Source organism: Serratia sp. GW822-FHT06D09 (assembly GCF_058799515.1).
Window position 1 is genome coordinate 138639 of sequence record NZ_JBXALO010000007.1, and the last position, 23930, is coordinate 162568.

20 protein-coding genes, 1 tRNA gene and 1 other RNA gene are annotated in these 23930 nt (G+C 55.7%); 18 read left to right on the plus strand and 4 right to left on the minus strand.

All coding sequences use genetic code 11. The features are described from left to right. Positions 1-7: 7 nt before the first annotated feature. Complete coding sequence (locus AC1RKG_RS17555; protein ID WP_493183533.1) at positions 8-871, minus strand: LysR family transcriptional regulator; 864 nt, start codon at positions 869-871, stop codon at positions 8-10. A gap of 114 nt (positions 872-985) precedes the next feature. On the opposite strand from AC1RKG_RS17555, the gene AC1RKG_RS17560 reads away from it, so the two are divergent. The 4 genes from AC1RKG_RS17560 (at position 986) to AC1RKG_RS17575 (ending at position 6810) form a co-directional block, all read left to right on the plus strand. Next, positions 986-1744, plus strand: coding sequence for an SDR family NAD(P)-dependent oxidoreductase (locus AC1RKG_RS17560; RefSeq protein WP_046374774.1), 759 nt, complete (start codon positions 986-988; stop codon positions 1742-1744). A 262-nt stretch (positions 1745-2006) separates the two neighbouring features. Further along, on the plus strand, positions 2007-3869 hold the full coding sequence (gene bglF / locus AC1RKG_RS17565) for a PTS beta-glucoside transporter subunit IIABC (protein WP_493183534.1): 1863 nt from the start codon (positions 2007-2009) through the stop codon (positions 3867-3869). A gap of 14 nt (positions 3870-3883) precedes the next feature. Further along, entirely contained in the window at positions 3884-5287 is a 1404-nt protein-coding gene (locus tag AC1RKG_RS17570; RefSeq protein ID WP_115057938.1) for a glycoside hydrolase family 1 protein, read from the plus strand. Between the two features lie 128 nt (positions 5288-5415). Then, positions 5416-6810, plus strand: a complete 1395-nt coding sequence (locus tag AC1RKG_RS17575) for a carbohydrate porin (RefSeq protein ID WP_198639905.1) — start codon at positions 5416-5418, stop codon at positions 6808-6810. A 3-nt stretch (positions 6811-6813) separates the two neighbouring features. Here the strand turns inward: AC1RKG_RS17575 and AC1RKG_RS17580 are convergent, their stop codons facing one another. Beyond that, complete coding sequence (locus AC1RKG_RS17580; protein ID WP_041415142.1) at positions 6814-7413, minus strand: HD domain-containing protein; 600 nt, start codon at positions 7411-7413, stop codon at positions 6814-6816. A gap of 112 nt (positions 7414-7525) precedes the next feature. Between AC1RKG_RS17580 and AC1RKG_RS17585 the strand changes: the two genes are divergently transcribed. The 8 genes from AC1RKG_RS17585 to AC1RKG_RS17620 all read left to right on the plus strand — a co-directional run bounded on the left by AC1RKG_RS17585 (position 7526) and on the right by AC1RKG_RS17620 (position 14772). Further along, the gene (locus AC1RKG_RS17585; protein ID WP_020824719.1) at positions 7526-7990 is read left to right on the plus strand and encodes a MarR family winged helix-turn-helix transcriptional regulator; all 465 of its coding nucleotides are present in this window, start codon (positions 7526-7528) and stop codon (positions 7988-7990) included. A gap of 157 nt (positions 7991-8147) precedes the next feature. Then, positions 8148-8573 (plus strand): organic hydroperoxide resistance protein, encoded by a 426-nt coding sequence (locus AC1RKG_RS17590; protein ID WP_004934114.1) that lies wholly within the window; start codon positions 8148-8150, stop codon positions 8571-8573. A 223-nt stretch (positions 8574-8796) separates the two neighbouring features. Continuing rightward, the gene (eptB, locus tag AC1RKG_RS17595; protein WP_493183535.1) at positions 8797-10491 is read left to right on the plus strand and encodes a kdo(2)-lipid A phosphoethanolamine 7''-transferase; all 1695 of its coding nucleotides are present in this window, start codon (positions 8797-8799) and stop codon (positions 10489-10491) included. Between the two features lie 365 nt (positions 10492-10856). Then, complete coding sequence (gene uhpA, locus AC1RKG_RS17600) at positions 10857-11447, plus strand: response regulator transcription factor UhpA (RefSeq protein ID WP_046374769.1); 591 nt, start codon at positions 10857-10859, stop codon at positions 11445-11447. After that, positions 11447-12982 carry a signal transduction histidine-protein kinase/phosphatase UhpB gene (uhpB, locus tag AC1RKG_RS17605; protein WP_046374768.1) on the plus strand — a complete coding sequence of 512 codons (1536 nt, stop codon included), beginning with the start codon at positions 11447-11449 and terminating at the stop codon, positions 12980-12982. The genes uhpA and uhpB overlap by 1 nt, the downstream gene beginning before the upstream one ends. A 100-nt stretch (positions 12983-13082) precedes the next feature. Next, on the plus strand, positions 13083-14414 hold the full coding sequence (locus tag AC1RKG_RS17610) for an MFS transporter (RefSeq protein WP_020824723.1): 1332 nt from the start codon (positions 13083-13085) through the stop codon (positions 14412-14414). A gap of 120 nt (positions 14415-14534) precedes the next feature. Further along, positions 14535-14611, plus strand: a tRNA-Pro gene (locus AC1RKG_RS17615). A 31-nt stretch (positions 14612-14642) separates the two neighbouring features. Continuing rightward, positions 14643-14772: non-coding RNA, RtT sRNA (locus tag AC1RKG_RS17620), on the plus strand. 53 nt (positions 14773-14825) lie between these two features. On the opposite strand, the gene AC1RKG_RS17625 is transcribed toward AC1RKG_RS17620, so the two are convergent. Both AC1RKG_RS17625 and AC1RKG_RS17630 read right to left on the minus strand, forming a co-directional pair. Further along, complete coding sequence (locus tag AC1RKG_RS17625; RefSeq protein WP_046374767.1) at positions 14826-15173, minus strand: HVO_A0114 family putative DNA-binding protein; 348 nt, start codon at positions 15171-15173, stop codon at positions 14826-14828. Beyond that, on the minus strand, positions 15170-15460 hold the full coding sequence (locus AC1RKG_RS17630; RefSeq protein WP_046375102.1) for a toxin-antitoxin system TumE family protein: 291 nt from the start codon (positions 15458-15460) through the stop codon (positions 15170-15172). Before AC1RKG_RS17630 ends, AC1RKG_RS17625 begins: the two co-directional genes overlap by 4 nt. Before the next feature lie 381 nt (positions 15461-15841). Here AC1RKG_RS17630 and chiA point away from each other — a divergent pair, with 381 nt between their 5' ends. From chiA to dppF, 6 genes are all read left to right on the plus strand, one after another. Then, entirely contained in the window at positions 15842-17533 is a 1692-nt protein-coding gene (gene chiA / locus AC1RKG_RS17635) for a chitinase ChiA (protein WP_130016586.1), read from the plus strand. A 601-nt stretch (positions 17534-18134) separates the two neighbouring features. Next, positions 18135-19742 (plus strand): dipeptide ABC transporter periplasmic-binding protein DppA, encoded by a 1608-nt coding sequence (gene dppA, locus AC1RKG_RS17640; RefSeq protein ID WP_122080540.1) that lies wholly within the window; start codon positions 18135-18137, stop codon positions 19740-19742. Between the two features lie 170 nt (positions 19743-19912). Then, positions 19913-20932, plus strand: a complete 1020-nt coding sequence (gene dppB, locus AC1RKG_RS17645; protein WP_020824728.1) for a dipeptide ABC transporter permease DppB — start codon at positions 19913-19915, stop codon at positions 20930-20932. Positions 20933-20943: 11 nt separating this feature from the next. Continuing rightward, positions 20944-21846, plus strand: a complete 903-nt coding sequence (gene dppC, locus AC1RKG_RS17650; RefSeq protein ID WP_041414095.1) for a dipeptide ABC transporter permease DppC — start codon at positions 20944-20946, stop codon at positions 21844-21846. 15 nt (positions 21847-21861) lie between these two features. Beyond that, positions 21862-22842, plus strand: coding sequence for a dipeptide ABC transporter ATP-binding protein (dppD, locus tag AC1RKG_RS17655; RefSeq protein WP_020824730.1), 981 nt, complete (start codon positions 21862-21864; stop codon positions 22840-22842). Next, a complete protein-coding gene (dppF, locus tag AC1RKG_RS17660; protein ID WP_020824731.1) occupies positions 22839-23828 on the plus strand; it encodes a dipeptide ABC transporter ATP-binding subunit DppF in 990 nt (329 codons plus the stop codon). Before dppD ends, dppF begins: the two co-directional genes overlap by 4 nt. The last annotated feature ends 102 nt before the right edge of the window (positions 23829-23930 follow it).

Here is a 23930-nt window from a genome sequence, read left to right on the forward strand (position 1 = left end):
TGATGTTTTATGTCGCCAATGGGCATTTTTTTTCGATGGTATCCGCCAGAAAAGTCATCACTGCGCGTACGGCAACGGACCGCGCCAGATCGGGATAAGTGACCAGCCACAGCTCGCGAGTTGGCGCGGCGATGGGGGTGGGTAAAACCACCAGATCTGGGTCGCTATCGGCGACAAACGTCGGCAATACCACGGCACCTAGCCCAGAACGCGCGGCTTCTTGCAGCGAGAAAAGATCGCTGGCCTCAAAAACCACCGGGCGGCCCTGCAACAGCTGCTGCAGCCACTGCTGGTGGGGCTGGTGTTGGTAGTGGTGGTCATAGGCGATAAAGGCCCGTGCGGCTTCCGGCAGGGCTGCGTGCTGCGGCGTGGCGTACAGCGCGTAGCGCATCATGCCGATGCGCTGAACCAGCAGATCCGGTTGTTGCGGACGTACCATCCGCACCGCCACTTCGGCATCGCCACGGTCCAGTTCGGCGATGGCCGACTCGCCGGAGAGTATCAACGTAATATGCGGAAAAGCCTGATGAAATCTCGCAATCTCCGGTGCGATAACCCGTGCGGCTATCGACGGCGGTGCACTGATGCGCACCTGGGTTTGCGGTGTTTCGCCGGCGCTGCGCGCATGACGGACAATGGCATAGCTTTGGTTTTCAATCTCGGCAGCCAGCCCGGCAATCATTTTGCCATCCTGTGTCAGCGGTGTGCTGCGCGGCAGGCGGAGGATCAGCCGCAGACCGAGCGCTTTCTCCAGTGCCGCGACTCGGCGGCCCACGGTGGCGTGATCACAGCCCATTTCTCGCGCCGCTGCCGACAATGAACCGGTACGCGCCAGCACCACAAAGTGTTTTAAATCCTGCCAATCGAACATCAGTGAATTCCTGCACAGTATCGTTGCAAATTTATGAAATATTCACACAGAGCGGGGTGTGATTCAATGCCGTTATGTTTGAAACCAAATTGAATTATTCAATAAGGTAATCTTATGAATTTGCAACTGCAGGATCGCGTCGCGTTGGTGACCGGCGCCAGTGAAGGAATCGGTGCGGGTATGGTCAGGGTATTTGCAGCGCAGGGCGTTACCGTGGTGGCTACCGCCCGTCGTGAAGATCGCCTGCTGGCCCTGGCAGATGAGATCGCGAAAAGCGGTGGCATACGGCCTTACGTGATTGCGGCGGATATCACCGATGCAGGAGCACTCGACAGCCTGCTTGCTCAGGTGCAGCAACGCTTCGGCACGATAGACATTGTGATTAATGCCGTCGGCGGGGCTCGTCCAACCGCACTGAACGAAGGCGACGCGGGTTGGGAAGAGGCTTTTGCCCTGAATTTCACGCCGGCGCGTCGGGTCACCCACGCACTGCTGCCCGGCATGCAGGCGCAGGGATGGGGCCGGATCATCAACATCAGTGGCTCGATGGAGCCGCGTAGTTTAAACGCCGCCACTGCCGCTAAAGGCGCATTGCATCTGTGGGCCAAGGGGCTGGCGGGAGAGGTGGCGGCGCAGGGCATTACCGTCAATACGCTGCAGCCCGGGCGGATTAATAGCGAACAGGTGCGTGAAAAACTGCACCCGACCGACGCCGCGCGCCTGGCATTTATCGAACAGAATATCCCGATCGGCTATTTTGGCGAGCCGGAAGACATGGCTTATCTGGCCGCGTTTCTTTGTTCCCCGCTCGCGCGATATATCACCGGTGCGGTGATCCCGGTAGACGGCGGCATGCACTATTTCGCTCACTGACGCCGTTTTGTACGGCGGATCACAGTTCGGTAATTTGCCGCCGCAAGCTCTTGCCTCGACAAAAAGTCGGGTGGTAACGTCATAACTCAGCCGATTTAGGGTTGTCACTGCTCAGGCAGGCAAAACCTAAACCTCGTGCTTCTGTTCCCTTCGTGGGTGCAGAGGCCATGAGGTTTAGGTTTTTTTTTGCGCTGAATTCTGTGGCGGCGATTGGCCACCGCTGAGTGGGATTTGGCAGAACGCAGGATTGAAGGATATCGCGATGAAATATGAAGCATTAGCCAGTGAGATTTTGGCCGGCGTCGGTGGCCGCGACAACGTAAAAAGCCTGGTGCACTGCGCCACTCGCCTGCGCTTCAAGCTGCGCGACAGCCGCCGTGCCGACGCCGCCGCCCTGAAAAAAAATCCGGGTGTGATCATGGTGGTGGAAAGCGGCGGGCAGTTTCAGGTGGTGGTAGGCAACCATGTGGCCGACGTCTACAACGCGCTCAATCAGGTGGGCGGCCTGAGCGAGCGTGAGGCGGTGGCGGAAGATGGTGACAAAAAAGACAATCTGTTCAGCCGCTTTATCGACGTGGTCTCCGGCATTTTTACTCCGCTGTTGGGGGTGATGGCCGCTTCGGGGATCTTGAAAGGCTTCCTGGCATTGAGCCTGGCCTGCGGCTGGCTGCTGGAGAGCAGCGGCACCTTTAAAATGCTGTTTGCTGCCAGTGATGCGCTGTTTTACTTTTTGCCCATCATGCTCGGTTACACCGCTGGGAAAAAATTTGGCGGTAACCCCTTCATCAGCATGGCGATCGGCGGTGCTTTGACCCACCCCCTGATGATGGCGGCGTTTGAAGCCGCCCAGCAGCCCGATGCGGTGCGGGAGTATTTCTTCGGTATCCCACTGACCTTTATCAACTACAGCTCGTCGGTCATTCCGATCATATTTGCCGCCTGGATTTCGTGCCGCCTGGAGCCGCTGTTTAACCGGGTGATCAACAGCGCGGTCCGCAACTTTATTACGCCGCTGTTGTGCCTGGTGATCACCGTCCCGCTGACTTTCCTGCTGATCGGCCCGGCGGCCACCTGGCTCAGCCATCTGCTGGCCAATGGCTATCAGAGTATTTACGCCTTTAACCCGATTATTGCCGGGGCGTTTATGGGCGCGATGTGGCAAGTGTGCGTGATCTTTGGCCTGCACTGGGGACTGGTTCCCTTGATGATCAATAACCTGAGCGTGTTTGGTCGCGACACCATGGTGCCGCTGCTGCTGCCGGCCGTGATGGGGCAGGTGGGGGCTACGCTGGGCGTGATGTTACGTACCCGTGACGCCAAACTTCGGGCGCTGGCAGGTTCTGCTATCGGCGCAGGGATTTTTGGTATCACCGAGCCCGCCGTTTATGGCGTGACCCTGCCGAACAAGCGGCCGTTTATTTTCGGCTGTATCGGGGGGGCGCTGGGCGGAGCGGTGATCGGTTATTTCCACACTGCCACCTATTCCTTTGGTCTGGTGAACGTTTTCACCTTTGCGCAGATTATTCCCGCCGGTGGCTTTGACGCCACGGTGTGGGGTGCGATTGCCGGTACCTTGCTGTCGTTCTGCTTTGCGGCGGTGGCCAGCTATCTGTTCGGCGTGGTCCCCGTTGAAGCGGTCGCCGAGCAGGCGCCTGCAGCCCCGCTTAACCGCAAACAGTCCGTCGTCAGCCCGATTGCCGGTGACGTATTGCCGCTGGAGCAGGTGAACGACGCGACTTTCGCCAGCGGTTTATTGGGCAAGGGGGTAGCGATTGTCCCATTGCAGGGCCGGGTGGTGTCACCGGTCGCCGGGCACGTGGCCTCATTGTTTAAAACCCGGCATGCCATCGGCATTGAATCGGACGACGGTGCGGAGATCTTGATTCACGTCGGTATAGATACCGTCAAGCTCGACGGGCTGCATTTCAGCGCCTATGTGCGAGAGGGGGATCGGGTTAAGCCAGGCGATCTGCTGATTGAGTTTGACCAGGCAGCGATCCGCGCCGCCGGTTTTGACACCACTACGCCGATCATCATCAGCAACAGCGATGACTACGTCGAGGTGTTGGCCAGTGGCGAGAGCAGGGTGCGGGAGCAGGCGCCGCTGCTGACTTTATTACGTTAACCGAGGAGAAAACCATGAGCAGCAAATTTCCAGACCATTTTCTGTGGGGCGGTGCGGTAGCGGCCAATCAGGTGGAAGGAGCTTATCAGACCGACGGCAAAGGCCTATCGACCTCTGATTTGCAGCCGCAGGGCATTTTCGGCGCGATTGTCCCACGGGTTGACGGCGACAGCGGCATCAAGGACGTGGCGATCGATTTTTATCATCGTTACCCGCAGGACATCGCGTTGTTCGCTGAAATGGGCTTCAAGTGCCTGCGAACCTCCATCGCCTGGACGCGGATTTTCCCGCAGGGCGATGAGGACACCCCGAACGAGGCGGGGTTGGCGTTCTATGACCGGTTGTTCGACGAAATGGCGAAGTACGGCATTCAACCGCTGATCACGCTGTCGCACTACGAGATGCCGTATGGGCTGGTGAAACGCTACGGCGGCTGGGGCAGCCGCAAGACCATCGGCTTTTTTGAACGCTACGCACGCACGGTGTTCGAGCGCTATAAGCACAAGGTGAAGCACTGGCTGACCTTTAACGAGATCAATATGTCGCTGCATGCGCCCTTTACCGGCGTTGGCCTGGCAGAGGACAGCAGCAAGAGCGAGATTTACCAGGCCATTCATCATCAACTGGTGGCCAGCGCCAGGGCGGTCAAAGCCTGCCACGAAATCGTGCCGGACGGCAAAATCGGCAATATGCTGCTGGGCGGTATTGTTTACCCGCTGAGCTGCCGACCGGAGGACGTGCTGGAGACTCAGCGCCAGAATCGCGACTGGCTGTTCTTTGGTGACGTGCAGGCCCGCGGTGACTATCCGGCCTATATGCAGCGCTACTTCCGCGAAAACGGCATTCAGATTGAGATCACCGCCGAAGACCGGCTGGCGCTGCGCGAGACCATCGATTTTATCTCCTTCAGCTATTACATGAGCGGCTGCGTCACCACCGACGAACAGCAGAACAACGCCGCCCGCGCCAACATTCTCAATATGGTGCCTAACCCGCATTTGGCCAGTTCGGAGTGGGGCTGGCAGATCGACCCCGTTGGCCTGCGTTATTTGCTGAACGTCTTGTACGATCGCTATCAGAAGCCGTTGTTTATCGTCGAGAACGGGTTGGGGGCCAAGGACCGTATCGAAGCCGACGGCAGTATCAACGACGACTACCGCATCGATTATCTCAACGATCATCTGGTGCAGGTGGCGGAAGCGATCGACGACGGCGTGGAAGTGATGGGCTACACCAGTTGGGGGCCAATCGATCTGGTCAGCGCTTCTAAAGCCGAAATGTCCAAGCGCTACGGCTTTATTTATGTCGACCGCGACGATGCCGGTAACGGTAGCCTGGAGCGCCATCGCAAAAAGAGTTTTTACTGGTATCGCGACGTGATTCAAAGCAACGGTAACTCACTGAAAGAAAAAGCCTAGGTTTTACCCATTAACCCGGTGGCAATCACCGGGTCATGACCTTTATCTACTGCTGCCAATGTTTGGGGAATTCTCGCCCAGGGAATGCTGTTGCCCGCAGTCAGCGTAATATGCGGAGAAATATAATAATGAAATACCCATTACCTCACTCAATAACCTGCGCAGGATTACTGTGGGTCAGCGTTGGCGCACAGGCGGAAACTTTGCAAACCGCCAAAGACGTGGAGGCGCCAACGGCCCAGTGGCAAGGCGTCGCGCTCGGGTTCGAACCGCCACAACCTGGGTTGTTGGGCGACATGCTGGGGATCAGACCGATCCTGGAAGATCATGGCTTTCACTATAATCTGGGTTATCTCAGCCAGCTTTCCTATAACGCCGGCGGTGGATATAACCACGACAGGCAGGCGTCCTATATCGATCAGTTCTCGCTGACCTTCAGCCAGGACCTGCAGGCGCTGACCGGAATTCCGGATGCGGCGCTTGAAGGCAATATCGTTAACCGCAACCATGATAACAACCTGACGCGCGACCGCCTGCAGGATCCGCGCGTTAATCCGACCGATTTGTCCCAGGAAAGTTACGGCGGCCAGTCGATCACCCGGCTGGGCTGGCTGACCTTTAGCCGCAGTTTTCTGGAGCGTCGGCTGCAATGGCGTATCGGCATGATGAACAAGGTGCAGGATTTCGATCAGATCATTCCCTGTGACTTCCAGACGCTGACGCTGTGCGGCGGCAAGTCCGCCAACTCATTGACCTGGTATAACTGGAACGTCCACTACTGGGGTACCACGCTGCAATACAAACTGACCGACGGATTGACCTTCAAAACCGGCCTGATGGAGCAGAACCCAAGCGCCCCAAGCCGCAGCCACGCCTGGAGCTGGTCGACCAAAGGCAGTAAAGGCCTGTTGCTGCCGATGGAGCTGGAACTGAAAACCCATGCGGTCAATCAGTTGCCGGGGGTTTATAACCTGGGAGTGTTGTTCACCAATGCCCGGCAACAAGATTTGTATGAGGGGGTCTCCGGCGGCCCGGGAGCGAGCGATCCAAACGGCTATCGCAGCCATGACCGCACCTGGTTCCTGTACAGTGGTTTTAACCAACAGCTAACGCGTCATCCGGATGATGCCAATCGGGGTCTGAGCCTGTTCTACAGCCTGGGATTGGCCGATCCGCGTTCCAACTATATGCATTACTCCACCTCTACCGGTATTCGCTATCGCGGATTGTTTGACGCGCGGCCGGACGATTGGCTGGGCCTGGGCGTTTCAATGGTCAAGTTGAGCGACCATTACCGGGATAATCAGCGTTACCTGAATCAACTCAACAACGCCACCGCGTATAACGATCCCAATTTCCGCCCGGTGCCAGGACATTCCGTGACGGCAGAACTCTACTATCGCTTCAACGTCACCCCCTGGCTGCAGCTGCAGCCGGGCCTACAATACTGGCATCATCCGGGGGGCGTAAGTGAAACGCAGGATGCCTGGGTGACGGCGTTGAAAACCGTAGTGACCTTCTGAGGATTACGCCGCATCGCTTTCCCGGTAACGCTGGCGTGCATGTTCGAACCAGCTTGCCGGGACGTTATGCGGCGGCAACAGCAGCTTTTCCAGACCCTGCTCGACGATATGGTTGGCCTGGCGCCACAGCGTCGGGTCGCCTTCGGTCAGCACTTCCAGCAGACGCTGTTTTTCTATCAAATAAGTGCGCGCAAAATGGCTGTCGAATTCCAGCAGTGAACGGGTGTTGTCGATCAGATCGGCCAGTTTGATGGTTTTGGCCTGGGGTGAAGCGTTGGCGCTGTGCCGTCGATCGCGGTTTTTACGTTCGAAGCGGTTACCGCCGCCGGTGCCGCTGACGTTGGTCAGCATTGCCACCAGTTCTGCCACCTTTGGCCCAAAATGGCTCTCGATATCGCCGAGGGTGGTGGGCGTGTCTTCCACCGTGTCGTGCAGCCAGGCGGCAGCCAGCATTTCCTCGCTGTGCGGCACGCTGCTGACGATTTCCATTACCGCCTGCGGATGAACGATGTAGGGGTCATTGGTGTATTTGCGGCGCTGATCGATAGCCGCATGCGCCTTGGTGGCGTAGCGGCGTGCGCGTTCTACCAGTGTGGTTGTCATATCCTTTTCCTCCGGCACAGCACCCTGCTGTGGCATCCCCTGCATTAAAAAAGGTAGCATACCGATTAAAAAATAGCTTGCGATTACATCGTGCGCTATCTATATTCAAAACATGAAAAGTAAAAACCCCGAACACCCCGTAGCGAAAAACCTGCTGCTGCTCGATCAGCAGATGTGTTTTGCCCTGTACTCCGCCAATCTGGCGTTGCACAAGGTGTATCGCAAACTGCTGAGCCAGCTTGATCTCACCTATCCGCAATATTTGGTGATGCTGGTGCTATGGGAGCGTGACGAAATCACGGTTTCGGACATCGGCGAGCGGCTGTTTCTTGATTCCGCCACGCTGACGCCGCTGTTGAAGCGGCTCGAGACGGCAGGGCTGTTGTTGCGTTACCGCGCCACGACCGACGAGCGACAGGTGATTATCGCGTTAACCGACGCCGGGCGCGCGCTGCGTGAAAAAGCGCAGGCGGTGCCGGAAGCCGTGATGTGCGCTACCGATTGCAGCCTCGATGAAATCGTTAATATCAAGCAGCAGCTCGAAAAGCTGCGCGGCAAGCTGATAGATCAGATTTGAAGAACGGCTGCCAGACGCAGGATCGGCGATCCTGCGCTACACTGAAATAAGTGGGTAATTTAAGTAGTGCGCGATTTAATCGTGAAATATAGACCTGTGATCGGGTTCAGCCAACTGGATCCGATATGATGCCTCCAACCAAAAGAAGGAATGATTTATGTCGATTGAAAAAGTTGTTTACCGCGCTCATGCCACAGCAACCGGTGGCCGCGATGGCCGTGCGACCTCATCCGACGGCGTGTTGGATGTCAAACTGGGCGTGCCGAAAGAAATGGGTGGTGCGGGCGGTGAAGTCACTAACCCGGAGCAGCTGTTTGCTGCCGGTTACTCGGCCTGTTTCCTCGGCGCGCTGAAGTTTGTTGCGGCGAAAGAAAAGGTGAAAATTCCTGCCGAAGCCAAAATTGATGGCACCGTCGGCATCGGTGAAATCCCCAACGGTTTCGGTATCGAAGTGCAACTGGATATCAGCCTGCCGGGTATCGAGCGCAGCGTGGCGGAAGACCTGGTGAAAAAAGCCCACGTGGTCTGCCCTTATTCCAATGCTACCCGCGGCAATATTGATGTAACGCTTAACGTTAAGTAAGACTTTCGCCAACGTCACGGAAAAAGGGGAGGGTTATTATCCCTCCCTTTCTCGTTCTGCCCCGCCTGTACACTTCACACAAAAATAAAAAAAATATCCGTTTCTTGAGAATTCTCTTGATTATTACCCCCGAAATAGCGCTTATTGCCGATCGGCTGAACCTGAAGCCGCATTGAATGTCTGACTGATTCAGAACCGTTACCGTCCGGAGCCACCGCGTTACATGAACAAAGTTAAATCGCTTTCACAGCAGAATTTATCGTTATTGTTAGCGATTTATATCGGCATCTTTTTAAACCTTTCCGTTTTCTATCGTCGCTTTGATTCGTTTTCGCACGGCATCCAGGGGATTAAGGTTATTTCTGCGGTAACCGAGGTTATCGCTATCGTGCTGTTTACCTTCTTTATCATGCGGCTGGTCTCGCTTGGTGGCCGGCTGTTTTACCGTATCGTTGCTTCACTACTGGTGCTGATTTCCGTTGCCGCCAGCTATTACATGACGTTCTTCAACGTGGTGATTGGCTACGGCATTGTGGTTTCGGTCATGACCACGGATATCGACCTGTCAAAAGAAGTGGTCGGCTTGCACTTTGTATTGTGGATGCTGGTGCTCAGCGCCTTGCCGCTGTTGTGCATTTGGAAAAACAACCTGCGCTACACGCTGATCGAACAGCTGAAAACCCCAGGGCACCGGGTGAAACCGCTGGTGGTGTTGGTGGCGGTGGTGGCGCTGGTGTGGTTGCCGCTGCGTATGTTGGACAGCGAACAGAGCGCGCAGGAAAAAATCACCAATGTGGATTTGCCGAGCTACGGTGGCGTAGTGGCGCACTCCTATTTGCCATCCAACTGGCTGTCTGCGCTGGGGCTGTTTGCTTATACCCGGTATGACGAAAGCCAGGATCAGGCCAATTTGTTCGACCCGGCCAAGAACTTTACCTATGTGCCGCCGGCCGATATCGATGATACCTACGTGGTGTTTATTATCGGTGAAACCACGCGCTGGGATCACATGGGGATACTGGGTTACGACCGTGACACCACGCCACGCCTGTCCAAAGAGAAAAACCTGGTGGCGTTCCGCGGTGAATCCTGCGATACCTCGACCAAACTTTCTCTGCGCTGCATGTTCGTGCGCGAAGGCGGTACCTCGGACAACCCACAGCGTACGTTGAAAGAGCAGAACGTGTTTGCAGTGCTGAAGGATCTGGGCTTCACCTCGGAGCTGTTCGCCATGCAGAGCGAGGTCTGGTTCTATAACAATACCGAAGTGAACAACTATTCGTTCCGCGAAATGATCGCCTCCGAGAAACGCAATGACGGTAAATCGGTTGACGACATGCTGTTGGTGGACGAAATGAAAGAGTCGCTGGCCCGCTATCCGCAGGGCAAGCACATGGTGATCCTGCACACCAAAGGTTCGCATTACCTCTATTCACAGCGTTATCCGCGCAGCTACGCGCGCTATCAACCGGAGTGTACCGGCGTCGACAATTTCTGTTCTAAAGAGCAGCTGGTTAACGCCTTCGATAACTCTGTGTTGTATACCGACAGCTTTATCGCCAACGTGATTGATCAGGTGCGTGAGAAGAAGGCAATTGTGTTCTATTCGTCCGATCACGGCGAATCTATCGGCGAGAATTCGCACCTGCACGGTACGCCGCGTGAAATGGCACCGCCGGAGCAGTTCCGCGTACCGATGATGGTATGGGCATCCGATAAATTCCTGGAAGATCCTCAGCATCGCGGGGCGTTTGAACAACTTCAGGCCCAACAGCGCGTGGGTAAAACCCACCGTCATGTAGAGCTGTTCGATACCATTCTCGGCTGCCTCGGATATACCTCGCCGAACGGCGGCATCGTGGCGAAAAACAACTGGTGTAGTATTCCGCAGGAAAAATTGCCGGCGGCACAGTTGTAACCTCTGCAATACCGGGCGCACTGCGCCCGGTAAAATCCGTTAATACCTTCCCTTCATCAATTAATCCGGCTCAGGCTTGCGGTATATACCCGTCATCTTTCAACTTGCAGCGTTGTTACCTGCTTACAAGACCCGTCCGTGGGTCTTGCCCCTTCGGGGCTGCTGCAAGCAGCGTTCAAATCTGTTCCCGACAGATTTGTCGTTCACCCCAGTTACTGTAGGGGCGAATAGATTCGCCCCGATTAATGTGGGCGCAGCATGCGGCGCCCCTACAGTACCTGGAGATGAACGAGCTGGGCACCTAGCTGCAACTTGAAAGCTATAGGGTATACTTGGGCACTTTCCCCCTCGAACCGGAGATTTCCATGACCTTGCGCGTGGCGTTTATTGACGATCATGACATTGTGCGATCGGGCTTTGTGCAACTGCTGTCGCTTGAGGCGGATATTCAGGTGGTGGGGGAGTTCAGCAGTGCTGCTCAGGCGCGCGCTGGGTTACCAGGTCTGGAGGCGGAAATCTGCATCTGCGATATTTCGATGCCGGATGGCAGCGGGTTGGATTTGCTGGCGGACATTCCCTCGGGCATTCGGGTGGTGATGTTGTCGATGCATGACAACCCGGCGCTGGTGGAAATGGCGCTGGAGCGTGGCGCCTGTGGCTTCTTGTCCAAACGCTGCAAGCCGGAAGATTTGATCACCGCGGTGCGCACCGTCGCCAGCGGCGGCGTGTACCTGATGCCTGAAATCGCCCAACAGCTGGCACGGGTGAAGGTGGATCCCCTCACGCGTCGCGAACGCGAAATCGCGCTGTTACTCGCCCAGGGGCTGGAGGTACGGGAGATTGCCGTCGCCCTGGGGCTATCGCCGAAAACGGTCCACGTGCATCGCGCCAATCTGTTCGCCAAGCTGGGCATTAACAATAACGTCGAACTGGCGAAGCGGATGCTGAATCTGTGATGCAACGCCTGATCACCCAACTGGCGCTGTTTTTCATTTATGCCACCAGTGCGTTTTGCCTGTGGGGCATCGGCACCGCGCTGATCGACCCGCCCTGGCAGGCGCTGCTGCTGTTCCCGTTTGGCCTGCGCCTGGGCATTCTGCTGCAAAGCCCTTATCGCTTCTGGCCGGGGATCTTGCTGGCCGATCTGCTGCTGATGGTATTGCTGGCGGATCAGTTCGGTTACGGGCCGGCGCTGTGGGCTTCGGTGGTGGTGCTGGTGTTGACGGTGTTGCTTAGCCTGGTCGCGTCCCCGTGGCTGCTGCGCCATCAACAAAACGACAGCGAATGGCAATGGCCGCTGATGCAGGGCGCGGTGGTGGCGGTCGCCGCACTGCTGCAGGCGCTGGTGTGGCAGGTGGTGAACGGCGAGGGCGCACGGGCGCTGTTGCTTGGGCTGGCGGGTGGCTTCACCATCGCCCCGACCTGCCTGCTGCTATGGCACTATCTGGCGCGGCAAATCTGGGTACCGCTCGAACCGGGCCTGATCCATAAACCGGTGACGCTGCGGTTACGGCATCTGGCTACCTATCTGCTGCTGTTTGCGCTCAGTATCTGGCTGCAACAGCAGGTGAATGCCGCCGAGTTGCGCCGCTTTGCGCCGTTTTGTCTGGCCATCCCGATCGTCTTCATGTCGTACCGTTACGGTTGGCAGGGGGCGCTGTTGGCGACGCTGCTCAACGGCGTGGTATTGGTCGCCAACGAGCCACCGCAGCCCGAGTCGCATCGCGACCTGCTGCTGTCGCTGCTGGCCCAGAGCCTGACCGGGCTGCTGCTTGGGGCCGGCATTCAACGCCAGCGTGAGTTGAACCAGCAGCTACGGCTGCGATTGACGGAAAACCGCCAGCTGGCGCGCGCGCTGGTGACGGCCGAAGAGCAAACCCGGCGGGAGGTCGCGCGTGAGCTGCACGACGAAGTCGGCCAGACCATCACCGTTATCCGTACCCAGGCCAGTATTATCAAGCGTCTGGCACCACAGCCGCCGGTGATCGGCTGTGCAGAAGCGATAGATACGCTGGCGCTGCGGGTGTATGACGGCGTTCACGACGTGCTGACTCAGCTGTGGCCCGCCGCCCTGAATAACCTGCCGCTGTCGGCGGCGGTGGCGGCGATGTTGCGTGAGTCGCTACCGCAGGATACGTCGCTGGTGAGCACGATGCAGTGGCAGGTGCCGGATGAACTGCTGGATGAAACGCTGAAAATTACCCTGTACCGGGTCTGTCAGGAAGGGGTGACCAACGTCTGCCGCCACGCTGCTGCCAGCCGCATTGAGCTGGACGCGCGTCTTCGTCACCGTAAAGGGCGACCACCGCAAATCCTGCTGACCATTCGCGATAACGGCATCGGCATCGATTTGGCTGACCATGAGCCGGGTTACGGCCTGCGCGGCATGCAAGAGCGCATTAGCGCACTGGGGGGCCAACTGCGGCTGACGTCGGAGCATGGCACCTGTTTGAATGTGATCTTACCCACAGTTTCAACGGCAGAAGCGTAAAACTAGGAAATACTCCTAACTGCGTCGGGAATCCGGCGTAAGCCATTCGCGCGCGCGCGCAGCATGATAGCGGCACTTTTCCTATTCTCTGAGGTTTCACATGTGGTCTTTCCTTAAAAGCCGCCAGGATGTGCCGCCGGTTACCGATCAAAAACAGATCGATGCCAGCTATAAATACTGGCGTATCCAGCTGATGTGGACGATGTACATCGGCTATGCCGCGTTTTACTTTACGCGCAAAAGCTTCAACTTCATCATGCCGGCTATGCTGAGCGATCTTGGCCTGACGATGTCCGATGTCGGCATCCTGGGGACGCTGTTCTACATCACCTACGGCTGCTCGAAATTTATCTCAGGCATGATCAGCGATCGTTCCAATCCGCGCTATTTTATGGGCCTGGGTCTGATCATGACCGGCGTGCTCAATATCTTCTTCGGGCTTAGCTCTTCGTTGTTGATGCTGGGTACGCTGTGGATCCTCAACGCCTTCTTCCAGGGCTGGGGCTGGCCACCTTGTTCAAAAATCCTCACCAGTTGGTATTCCCGCTCCGAACGCGGCAGTTGGTGGGCTATCTGGAACACTTCGCACAACTTCGGTGGTGCGCTGATCCCGCTGCTGGTCGGCTTTATCTCGCTGCACTTCAGCTGGCGCTACGGCATGATCATTCCGGGCATTATCGGTGTGTTATTGGGCCTGCTGATGTGTTGGCGTCTGCGTGACAAGCCGTCATCCATGGGGTTGCCTAGCGTCGGTAAATGGCGCAACGACGCCATGGAACTGGTGCAGGAATCGGAAGGCCAGGGCCTGACCAATCGGGAAATCATCAAGCGTTACGTGCTGACCAACAAGTACATCTGGCTGCTGGCAGTGTCTTACGTGCTGGTATACATCGTACGTACGGCGATCAACGACTGGGGCAACCTGTACCTGACGCAGGAAAAAGGCTATTCGCTGATGACCGCCAACTCGGCGATTTCTCTGTTCGAAGTGGGTGGCTTTATCGGCTCGCTGGTGGCTGGTTGGGGCTCCGACAAGCTGTTCCGCGGTAACCGTGGGCCAATGAACCTGATCTTCGCCATCGGTATCTTCCTGTCGGTGGCGGCGCTGTGGCTCATGCCTGGCGTGACCTTCCTGCTGCAGGCTGCCTGCTTCTTTGCTATCGGCTTCTTTATCTTTGGCCCGCAGATGCTGATCGGCATGGCGGCGGCGGAATGTTCGCACAAGGATGCCGCCGGAGCGGCGACCGGTTTCGTCGGTCTGTTTGCCTATCTCGGGGCGGCACTGTCCGGCTACCCGATTGCCCGCATCATGGAAATCTGGCACTGGAACGGTTTCTTCGTGGTGATCTCTATCGCCGCCTGCCTGTCCGCGCTGTTCCTGCTGCCGTTCTTGCGTGCGCAATCACCGGCGCTGAAAACCGCCAAGGCATGATGCAAAAGCGCGGTACAGGGCATTGTACCGCGCTTTATGACGCTTTTATCGCCACTTGGCGGGCTGGGTTGAAAAAGTGATTGACGCGTATTATCCCCAGCAGTAAGATGCGCCCCGCATCGGCGAGTAGCGCAGCTTGGTAGCGCAACTGGTTTGGGACCAGTGGGTCGGAGGTTCGAATCCTCTCTCGCCGACCACATTCGAAAACCTGCTTTATAAGCAGGTTTTTTTTCGCCTGTTATATATAGGATGAGAACCTCCGAAGGAGGTTTGAGCCGAGCGCAGCGAGACCACGTTGCTTTAGCAACGGCCCGCAGGGCAAGCATCAAAGATGCGCGTAATCCTCTCTCGCCGACCACATTCGAAAAACCTGCTTTATAAGCAGGTTTTTTTTCGCCTGTTATTTGCCCTTCAGGCTGCTTTTCCGACCACGAAGTCAAAATGGATTTCGTCATAGGGAAAAATAATCCCCTGTTCGCTTTTATCAACAATGCCGCACCTCAGCAGTGCCTGAAGATCGGTATGCACCGCTTTCACATCCCTTTTGACGCGGCGTGCCACTTCCCGGATAGAAAGTTCACCACCGCCGGTCATGGTGTGCAGGATTTGCATTTTCTTGGGCGACAGGGTTTTCCACAGGCTCTCCCAATCTAAAAAAGTGATATAGCTTCCCTGTTGCTGTTTATTGCCCTGTAGGGCTTCTTCCATGTTGCATTGAAGCTCATCAAGAGAAGCAACACGGATGGTGACTCTGTTCATTCTCTTTCTCCTCTTAGTTGAGCAACTTCACTGAAGAAACTGCGTTTCAGCTCGATGAGATGGGTAAAAACAATAGGCTGCTCAGTGTTGCCAACATGTTTGTGATCGCCTTTACCTGCCTCGTTGTCATAACGCAAACGGCAAATACCCTCTTTCACATAGGCAAATCGGTACTTATAGTGATGAGTGCTGCCGTGAACCGGTGGCTCGACATGCCAAATAACCAATTGTATAAATTCAGTGTTTGTCAGTGGGATCCTGTCCTGATAGATCAGTTGAGAAGGCACTTCCATCTCCTTCATATTGTTTAAAATAACAGCATGTTTTAAGTGTTGTCAATGATGACAACACTGTGTGACATGACAAATATTGATCCTTGCCCAGAAATTAATTCACACTCCTTATTCCTATTGGCAGCAGTGATTCATTATTAAATAAATTCATCGCTGCTCAATAAAACCCGCTTGATAGCCATCTTGTTTTAATGATTATTTTATCTATAGTCTGAATACACGAAATGGGAATGATAGATTTCCGTTGCGTGGAAAGACGAATGCTTATTTATTGACTTTAATCGGCCAGGATTATTGCGGGATTATTTTGTTCCGACAATGGGTGGCCATGATTAATTATTTTATGTTTATCCTCTCGGAATAAAGGAATCAGTTATGCGCAAATTTAATAAACCGCTGTTGGCGTTGCTGATCGGCAGCACGCTGTGCTCTGCGGCGCAGGCCGCTGCACCGGGCAAACCTACGTTGGCCTGGGGCAATACCAAATTCGCCATTGTCGAAGTCGATCAAGCGGCGACGGCTTATAATAATCTGGTGAAAGTAAAAAGTGCCGCCGACGTTTCTGTTTCATGGAATTTATGGAATGGCGATACCGGTACCACGGCAAAAGTATTATTAAATGGCAAAGAAGTTTGGAGTGGTGCCTCAACCGGTAGTTCGGGAACCGCAAACTTTAAGGTGAATAAAGGCGGCCGTTATCAAATGCAGGTGGCGTTATGCAACGCCGACGGCTGTACCGCCAGCGATGCAACCGAAATTGTGGTGGCAGATACCGACGGTAGCCATTTGGCACCTTTAAAAGAACCTTTGTTGGAAAAGAATAAGCCTTATAAACAAGACTCCGGCAAAGTGGTTGGCTCTTATTTCGTTGAATGGGGCGTTTACGGCCGTAATTTCACCGTCGATAAACTTCCGGCTCAGAACCTGACGCACCTGCTGTACGGCTTTATTCCTATCTGTGGCGGTGACGGCATCAACGACAGCCTGAAAGAGATCGAAGGCAGCTTCCAGGCGTTACAGCGTTCCTGTCAGGGGCGTGAAGACTTTAAGGTATCGATCCACGATCCGTTCGCTGCGCTGCAGAAAGGTCAGAAGGGCGTGACCGCCTGGGACGACCCCTACAAAGGCAACTTCGGCCAACTGATGGCGTTGAAACAGGCGCGCCCGGACCTGAAAATCCTGCCGTCGATCGGTGGCTGGACGTTATCCGATCCGTTCTTCTTTATGGGCGATAAGGTGAAGCGCGATCGCTTCGTTGGCTCGGTGAAGGAGTTCCTGCAAACCTGGAAGTTCTTTGATGGCGTAGATATCGACTGGGAATTCCCGGGCGGGCAGGGTGCTAACCCGAAACTGGGCAGTACGCAGGATGGGGCAACCTATGTGCAGCTGATGAAAGAGCTGCGCGCCATGCTGGATCAGCTTTCGGCGGAAACGGGCCGTAAGTATGAACTGACCTCTGCGATCAGCGCCGGCAAGGATAAAATCGATAAGGTGGATTACAACACCGCACAAAACTCGATGGATCACATTTTCCTGATGAGTTACGACTTCTATGGGGCATTCGATCTGAAAAATCTGGGCCACCAGACTGCGCTGAAAGCGCCGGCCTGGAAACCGGATACGGCGTATACCACGGTGAATGGCGTTAATGCACTGCTCACGCAGGGCGTGAAGCCGGGCAAAATCGTGGTGGGCACCGCCATGTACGGTCGCGGTTGGACCGGGGTGAACGGTTACCAGAACAACATTCCGTTTACCGGCACCGCCACTGGCCCGGTGAAAGGCACCTGGGAAAATGGCATCGTGGATTACCGCCAGATCGCCAATGAGTTTATGAGCGGCGAATGGCAGTACAGCTACGATGCTACCGCTGAAGCACCCTATGTCTTCAAACCTTCCACTGGCGATCTGATCACCTTCGACGATGCGCGCTCGGTGCAGGCGAAGGGCAAATATGTGCTGGATAAGCAGCTGGGCGGGTTGTTCTCATGGGAAATTGACGCCGACAACGGCGATATTCTGAATAACATGAACAGCAGCCTGGGCAACAGCGTCGGTACGCCTTAAATCGGTTGTAGTACGTTGCCGGGGGATATCTTTTCGCCCCCGGCTTTTTACAGACGAAAGTTTTTTAACGGCGCATAGATTGTGGAGTCGTCTCGATCAAAAAGGGCTTCAGTGCCTCACTCTTTCGGGTAGGGGATCAGCATTTCATCCTGTATTTAACGCAGATCACAAAAATAACCGTTCAGATATTCATCATTCAGCAACAAACTTTTTTAGTTTTTTATCGGAGTTAAACACCAGTAACTTTCTTCAGTGCAGGCTAACGAACTAAAAATGACCGTGTAGCATAATTTTTAATGCTGCAACTGTTAAAGAAAGGTTTTTTTTATGTTTGTTTGCTGTTTCTCACAGTCTGTGTAAATCCCTACTGGTTATATTGACGACACCCCAAACAGTTGGCAATTTGGTAGCCTCAGGGGTAAGAGCGAGAGTTGTTTGAGTGAATTCCACGCGCTCAGACGCCCCCACCGGGACGCGTTCCACCCGGCTCTCTCGCGCAATTATCCCTCCCAGCCTTCGGGCACACTGCACAGGCCGCGCAATAAAAAATACAGGCTCTGGCGGTAAAACACACATCACATCACATAATGGAGCACTAGCGATGACAAGTTCCTTGGGAAAAACAGGGATTCTGAAATTCGGTATTGGGCTGATTGCGTTGACCGTTGCGGCCAGCGTGCAAGCCAAGACTCTGGTTTACTGTTCTGAAGGTTCCCCGGAAGGGTTCAACCCGCAGTTGTTTACCTCGGGTACCACTTATGACGCCAGCTCGGTGCCGATTTACAACCGTCTGGTCGAATTCAAAATCGGCACCACCGAACTGCAGCCGGGCCTGGCTGAAAAATGGGACGTTAGCGAAGACGGCAAAGTCTACACCTTCCACCTGCGTAAAGGCGTGAAGTGGCAGAGCAGCAAAGATTTCAAACCGACCCGTGACTTCAACGCCGACGACGTGGTGTTCTCCTTCGAACGCCAGCTGGACGCGAATAATGCCTATCACAAAGTCTCCGGCGGCAGCTATGAGTACTTTGAAGGCATGGACATGCCGAAACTGATCGCCAAAATCGAGAAGGTGGACGATTCCACAGTCCGTTTCGTGCTGAACCGTCCGGAAGCCCCGTTTGTGGCTGACCTGGGTATGGACTTCGCATCCATTCTGTCTGCCGAATACGCCGACGCGATGATGAAAGCCGGTACTCCGGAAAAAGTTGACCTGAACCCCATCGGTACCGGTCCGTTCCAACTGCTGCAATACCAGAAAGACTCCAAAATCCTTTATAAGGCATTCGACGGTTTCTGGGGCACCAAGCCGAAGATCGACCGTTTAGTGTTCTCTATCACGCCAGACGCTTCAGTGCGTTACGCCAAGCTGCAGAAAAACGAATGTCAGGTGATGCCGTTCCCGAACCCGGCTGACATCGCCCGCATGAAGCAGGACAAAACCATCAACCTGATGGAACAACCGGGGCTGAACGTTGGCTACCTGTCGTTCAACGTTGAGAAAAAACCGCTGGATAACCTGAAGGTGCGTCAGGCGTTGACCCTGGCGGTCAACAAGCAGGCGATCATCGACGCGGTGTACCAGGGCGCAGGCCAGGCGGCTAAAAACCTGATCCCGCCAACCATGTGGGGCTATAACGACGCGGTGAAGGATTACACCTACGATCCGGTCAAGGCCAAAGAGCTGCTGAAAGAAGCGGGCATGGCAGACGGCTTCGCCATCGATCTGTGGGCTATGCCGGTACAGCGTCCGTACAACCCGAACGCGCGCCGCATGGCGGAAATGATCCAGTCTGACTGGGCGAAAATCGGCGTGAAAGCCAAAATCGTGACCTATGAGTGGGGTGAGTACCTCAAGCGCGCCAAAGCGGGCGAGCATCAGACGGTGATGATGGGCTGGACCGGCGACAACGGGGATCCGGACAACTTCTTCGCCACGCTGTTTAGCTGTGCGGCGGCGAAAGATGGTTCCAACTACTCTCGTTGGTGCTACAAGCCGTTTGAAGATCTGATCCAACCGGCACGCGCTGAATCGAACCACGACAAACGCATCGAACTGTACAAACAGGCTCAGGTAGTGATGCACGATCAGGCTCCGGCACTGATTGTCGCCCACTCCACCGTTTACGAGCCAGTGCGTAAAGAAGTGAAGGGCTATGTTGTGGATCCGCTTGGTAAGCATCACTTTGAGAATGTCTCTCTAGATTAATTCTGGCCGTTAAGCCGGCGACACACGAATGGACTTGGCAGGGGCGCAACAGGTTGCGCTTCTGCTGACCAGTCTCCGGCGTATGGCATCAGGATTGTTCAAAGTGTGTGAGCTTTAATAAGCCTGGCGGACGATGAGCTGCCGGGCACTTTATACAGAGAGTTCGGGATATGTTGCAGTTCATACTCCGACGTTTGGGGTTAGTTATCCCAACGTTTATCGGCATAACTTTGCTGACTTTTGCATTCGTCCATATGATCCCCGGTGACCCGGTGACCATCATGGCCGGGGAACGCGGGATCTCCGCAGAACGCCATGCGCAGTTGATGGCGGAAATGGGGCTGGATAAACCGCTCTATCAACAATATTTCTCTTACGTATCCAACGTGTTGCAGGGTGATTTGGGTACGTCCCTCAAAAGCCGCATCTCCGTTTGGGATGAGTTTGTTCCACGCTTCAAGGCCACGCTGGAATTAGGGTTCTGCGCGATGATTTTTGCCGTGCTGGTGGGTATCCCGGTCGGGGTGCTGGCGGCAGTCAGGCGAGGCTCAATATTCGATCATACCGCGGTGGGCATCTCGCTGACCGGCTACTCGATGCCGATTTTCTGGTGGGGCATGATGCTGATCATGCTGGTCTCGGTGCAGCTAAACCTGACGCCGGTATCGGGGCGGGTCAGCGACACGGTGTTCCTCGACGATACCTTGCCGTTAACCGGTTTTATGCTGATTGATACCCTGATTTGGGGCGAACCGGGCGACTTCGCTGATGCCGTGATGCATATGATCCTGCCTGCTATCGTACTCGGCACCATTCCGCTGGCGGTGATCGTGCGTATGACGCGCTCCTCAATGCTGGAAGTGTTGGGCGAAGATTACATCCGTACCGCGCGCGCCAAAGGCGTGAGCCGCATGCGGGTGATCGTGGTGCATGCTTTGCGCAATGCCTTGCTGCCGGTGGTAACGGTGATTGGCCTGCAGGTCGGCACCATGCTGGCCGGTGCCATCCTGACCGAAACCATCTTCTCCTGGCCGGGCCTGGGGCGCTGGCTGATGGATGCGTTGCAGCGTCGCGACTATCCGGTTGTTCAGGGCGGCGTATTGCTGGTCGCCTGTATGATTATTCTGGTTAACCTGCTGGTAGACGTGCTCTACGGCGTGGTCAACCCGCGTATTCGCCACAAGAAATAAGGGGCGCTCTAATGTCTCAAGTCACTGAGTCTGTAGTTAAAGGTGCGCCGAAGCCCATGACCCCGTTTCAGGAGTTCTGGCACTATTTCAAGCGCAATAAAGGGGCCGTTGTCGGCCTGGTCTATATCATTGTGATGTTCGTTATCGCCATCGGTGCCGGGGTGCTGGCACCGCATGCGCCGGCGGATCAGTTCCGCGACGCGCTGCTCAAACCGCCGGTCTGGCAGGAAGGCGGCAGCTGGCAATATATCCTCGGTACTGACGATGTGGGCCGTGATGTACTGTCGCGCCTGATGTACGGCGCGCGGCTGTCGCTGTTGGTCGGCTGTCTGGTGGTGGTGCTTTCGCTGATCATGGGCGTGGTGCTGGGCCTGCTGGCCGGTTATTTCGGCGGCGTGGTAGATGCAATCATCATGCGTATCGTCGACATCATGTTGGCGTTGCCGAGCCTGCTGTTAGCATTGGTGCTGGTGGCTATCTTCGGCCCTTCCATCGTCAACGCTTCGCTGGCGTTAACCTTCGTCGCCTTGCCGCACTACGTGCGACTTACGCGCGCGGCGGTCTTGGTGGAAGTGAACCGCGACTACGTCACCGCTTCACGCGTGGCCGGTGCCGGTGCGCTGCGCCAAATGTTTATCAACATCTTGCCAAACTGCCTGGCGCCGCTGATCGTCCAGGCCTCTCTTGGCTTCTCGAACGCCATTCTGGATATGGCCGCTCTCGGCTTCCTGGGCATGGGTGCGCAACCGCCAACGCCGGAGTGGGGCACCATGCTCTCCGACGTACTGCAGTTCGCTCAAAGCGCCTGGTGGGTCGTGACCTTCCCCGGCGTGGCGATTCTGCTGACGGTGCTTGCATTTAACCTGATGGGGGACGGCTTGCGTGACGCTCTCGACCCCAAACTCAAGCAGTAACAGAGGACGAGAGAGATGGCGTTATTAAATGTAGACAAGCTTTCGGTGCACTTCGGTGACGAAGGCACTCCCTTCCGCGCGGTAGACCGCATCAGTTACAGCGTGGAGCAGGGCCAGGTGGTGGGCATTGTCGGCGAATCCGGCTCCGGCAAGTCCGTCAGCTCGCTGGCGATTATGGGGCTGATCGACTTCCCCGGTAAGGTGATGGCCGAAAAACTGGAGTTTAACGGCCAGGATCTGCGCAAAATTTCCGAAAAAGAGCGTCGCCAACTGGTGGGCTCGGAAGTGGCGATGATTTTCCAGGATCCGATGACCAGCCTTAACCCGTGCTACACCGTCGGCTTCCAGATCATGGAAGCGTTGAAGGTGCATCAGGGCGGCAACCGCCGCACTCGTCGGCAACGGGCTGTTGATTTGCTGACCCAGGTAGGTATCCCCGACCCGGCTTCGCGTCTCGACGTGTATCCGCACCAGCTTTCGGGTGGGATGAGCCAGCGCGTGATGATCGCCATGGCGATCGCCTGCCGACCAAAGCTGCTGATTGCCGATGAACCGACCACCGCGCTCGACGTGACCATTCAGGCGCAAATTATCGAACTGCTGCTGGAACTGCAGCAGCGTGAAAATATGGCCCTGTTGCTGATCACTCACGATCTGGCGCTGGTGTCCGAGGCGGCGCATCACATCATCGTGATGTATGCCGGGCAGGTGGTGGAGTCCGGTAAGGCATCGGAAATCTTCCGCGCACCGCGTCACCCTTATACTCAGGCGCTGCTGCGCGCGTTGCCGGAATTCGCCGCCGATAAAGCGCGCCTGGCTTCGCTGCCTGGCGTGGTACCGGGCAAATATGACCGCCCAAGCGGCTGTTTGCTCAATCCACGCTGCCCGTACGCCAATGAGCGTTGCCGTACTGAAGAGCCGGAACTGCGCAGCATTCCCGGCCGTCAGGTTAAATGTCACACACCGCTGGATGATGCGGGGAGGCCGACCGTATGAGCCAGAACCAACCCTTATTGCAGGCGATTGACCTGAAGAAACACTACCCGGTCAAGAAGGGGCTATTTGCCCCGGAGCGGCTGGTCAAAGCGCTGGATGGCGTTTCCTTTACGCTTGAGCGTGGCAAAACGCTGGCGGTGGTGGGCGAATCCGGCTGCGGTAAATCGACGCTGGGTCGCCTGCTGACGATGATTGAAGTTCCGACCGGCGGCGAGTTGTACTATCAGGGGCAGGATTTGCTGAAGCCGGATGTCACTGCCGAGAAGCTGCGACGCCAGAAGATCCAGATCGTGTTCCAGAATCCTTATGGATCGCTCAACCCACGCAAGAAGGTCGGGCAGATCCTTGAGGAGCCGTTGCAGATCAATACCGCGTTAAGCAGCGCAGAACGTCGTGAGAAAGCGCTGGAGATGATGGCCAAGGTCGGATTGAAAACCGAGCATTACGATCGTTATCCCCATATGTTCTCCGGCGGGCAGCGGCAACGTATCGCTATTGCACGCGGGTTGATGCTTAACCCGGACGTAGTGATTGCCGATGAGCCGGTTTCTGCGCTGGACGTGTCCGTGCGGGCGCAGGTGTTGAACCTGATGATGGATTTGCAGCAGGATTTGGGGCTGTCTTACGTGTTTATCTCCCATGATTTGTCGGTGGTGGAGCACATTGCCGACGAAGTGATGGTGATGTATCTCGGCCGCTGCGTGGAGAAGGGCAGTAAAGACGCCATCTTCAATAATCCGCGTCATCCGTATACCCAGGCATTGCTGTCCGCGACACCGCGCCTGAATCCGGATATGCGTCGCGAGCGCATCAAGCTGACCGGCGAACTGCCCAGCCCGATGAACCCACCGCCAGGTTGTGCATTCAATGCTCGCTGCCGCCGTGCTTTCGGGCCTTGTACCCAACTGCAACCCCAGTTAAAGCAATACGGCGAGCAGATGGTGGCCTGCTTTGCGGTCGATCAGGATGAAAATTCTGCGGCATAACTTTGTTATCCATGACAATTAACTAAAAATGCCGGTTTTTACGCCGGCATTTTTTTTGCTTTTAATTATGATCGTATTAATTAGTTTATTGAGTGGATTTTT

Excerpts from the sequence above, each read along its gene's own strand:
- dppC (WP_041414095.1), top strand. The coding sequence starts at position 20,944 with ATGTCTCAAGTCACTGAGTCTGTAGTTAAAGGTGCGCCGAAGCCCATG.
- AC1RKG_RS17610 (WP_020824723.1), top strand. The coding sequence starts at position 13,083 with ATGTGGTCTTTCCTTAAAAGCCGCCAGGATGTGCCGCCGGTTACCGAT.
- dppD (WP_020824730.1), top strand. The coding sequence starts at position 21,862 with ATGGCGTTATTAAATGTAGACAAGCTTTCGGTGCACTTCGGTGACGAA.
- AC1RKG_RS17575 (WP_198639905.1), top strand. The coding sequence starts at position 5,416 with ATGAAATACCCATTACCTCACTCAATAACCTGCGCAGGATTACTGTGG.
- AC1RKG_RS17555 (WP_493183533.1), bottom strand. The coding sequence starts at position 871 with ATGTTCGATTGGCAGGATTTAAAACACTTTGTGGTGCTGGCGCGTACC.
- uhpB (WP_046374768.1), top strand. The coding sequence starts at position 11,447 with ATGCAACGCCTGATCACCCAACTGGCGCTGTTTTTCATTTATGCCACC.
- AC1RKG_RS17570 (WP_115057938.1), top strand. The coding sequence starts at position 3,884 with ATGAGCAGCAAATTTCCAGACCATTTTCTGTGGGGCGGTGCGGTAGCG.
- dppF (WP_020824731.1), top strand. The coding sequence starts at position 22,839 with ATGAGCCAGAACCAACCCTTATTGCAGGCGATTGACCTGAAGAAACAC.
- eptB (WP_493183535.1), top strand. The coding sequence starts at position 8,797 with ATGAACAAAGTTAAATCGCTTTCACAGCAGAATTTATCGTTATTGTTA.
- AC1RKG_RS17625 (WP_046374767.1), bottom strand. The coding sequence starts at position 15,173 with ATGAACAGAGTCACCATCCGTGTTGCTTCTCTTGATGAGCTTCAATGC.
- bglF (WP_493183534.1), top strand. The coding sequence starts at position 2,007 with ATGAAATATGAAGCATTAGCCAGTGAGATTTTGGCCGGCGTCGGTGGC.
- AC1RKG_RS17585 (WP_020824719.1), top strand. The coding sequence starts at position 7,526 with ATGAAAAGTAAAAACCCCGAACACCCCGTAGCGAAAAACCTGCTGCTG.
- uhpA (WP_046374769.1), top strand. The coding sequence starts at position 10,857 with ATGACCTTGCGCGTGGCGTTTATTGACGATCATGACATTGTGCGATCG.
- dppB (WP_020824728.1), top strand. The coding sequence starts at position 19,913 with ATGTTGCAGTTCATACTCCGACGTTTGGGGTTAGTTATCCCAACGTTT.
- AC1RKG_RS17580 (WP_041415142.1), bottom strand. The coding sequence starts at position 7,413 with ATGACAACCACACTGGTAGAACGCGCACGCCGCTACGCCACCAAGGCG.
- dppA (WP_122080540.1), top strand. The coding sequence starts at position 18,135 with ATGACAAGTTCCTTGGGAAAAACAGGGATTCTGAAATTCGGTATTGGG.
- chiA (WP_130016586.1), top strand. The coding sequence starts at position 15,842 with ATGCGCAAATTTAATAAACCGCTGTTGGCGTTGCTGATCGGCAGCACG.
- AC1RKG_RS17560 (WP_046374774.1), top strand. The coding sequence starts at position 986 with ATGAATTTGCAACTGCAGGATCGCGTCGCGTTGGTGACCGGCGCCAGT.
- AC1RKG_RS17590 (WP_004934114.1), top strand. The coding sequence starts at position 8,148 with ATGTCGATTGAAAAAGTTGTTTACCGCGCTCATGCCACAGCAACCGGT.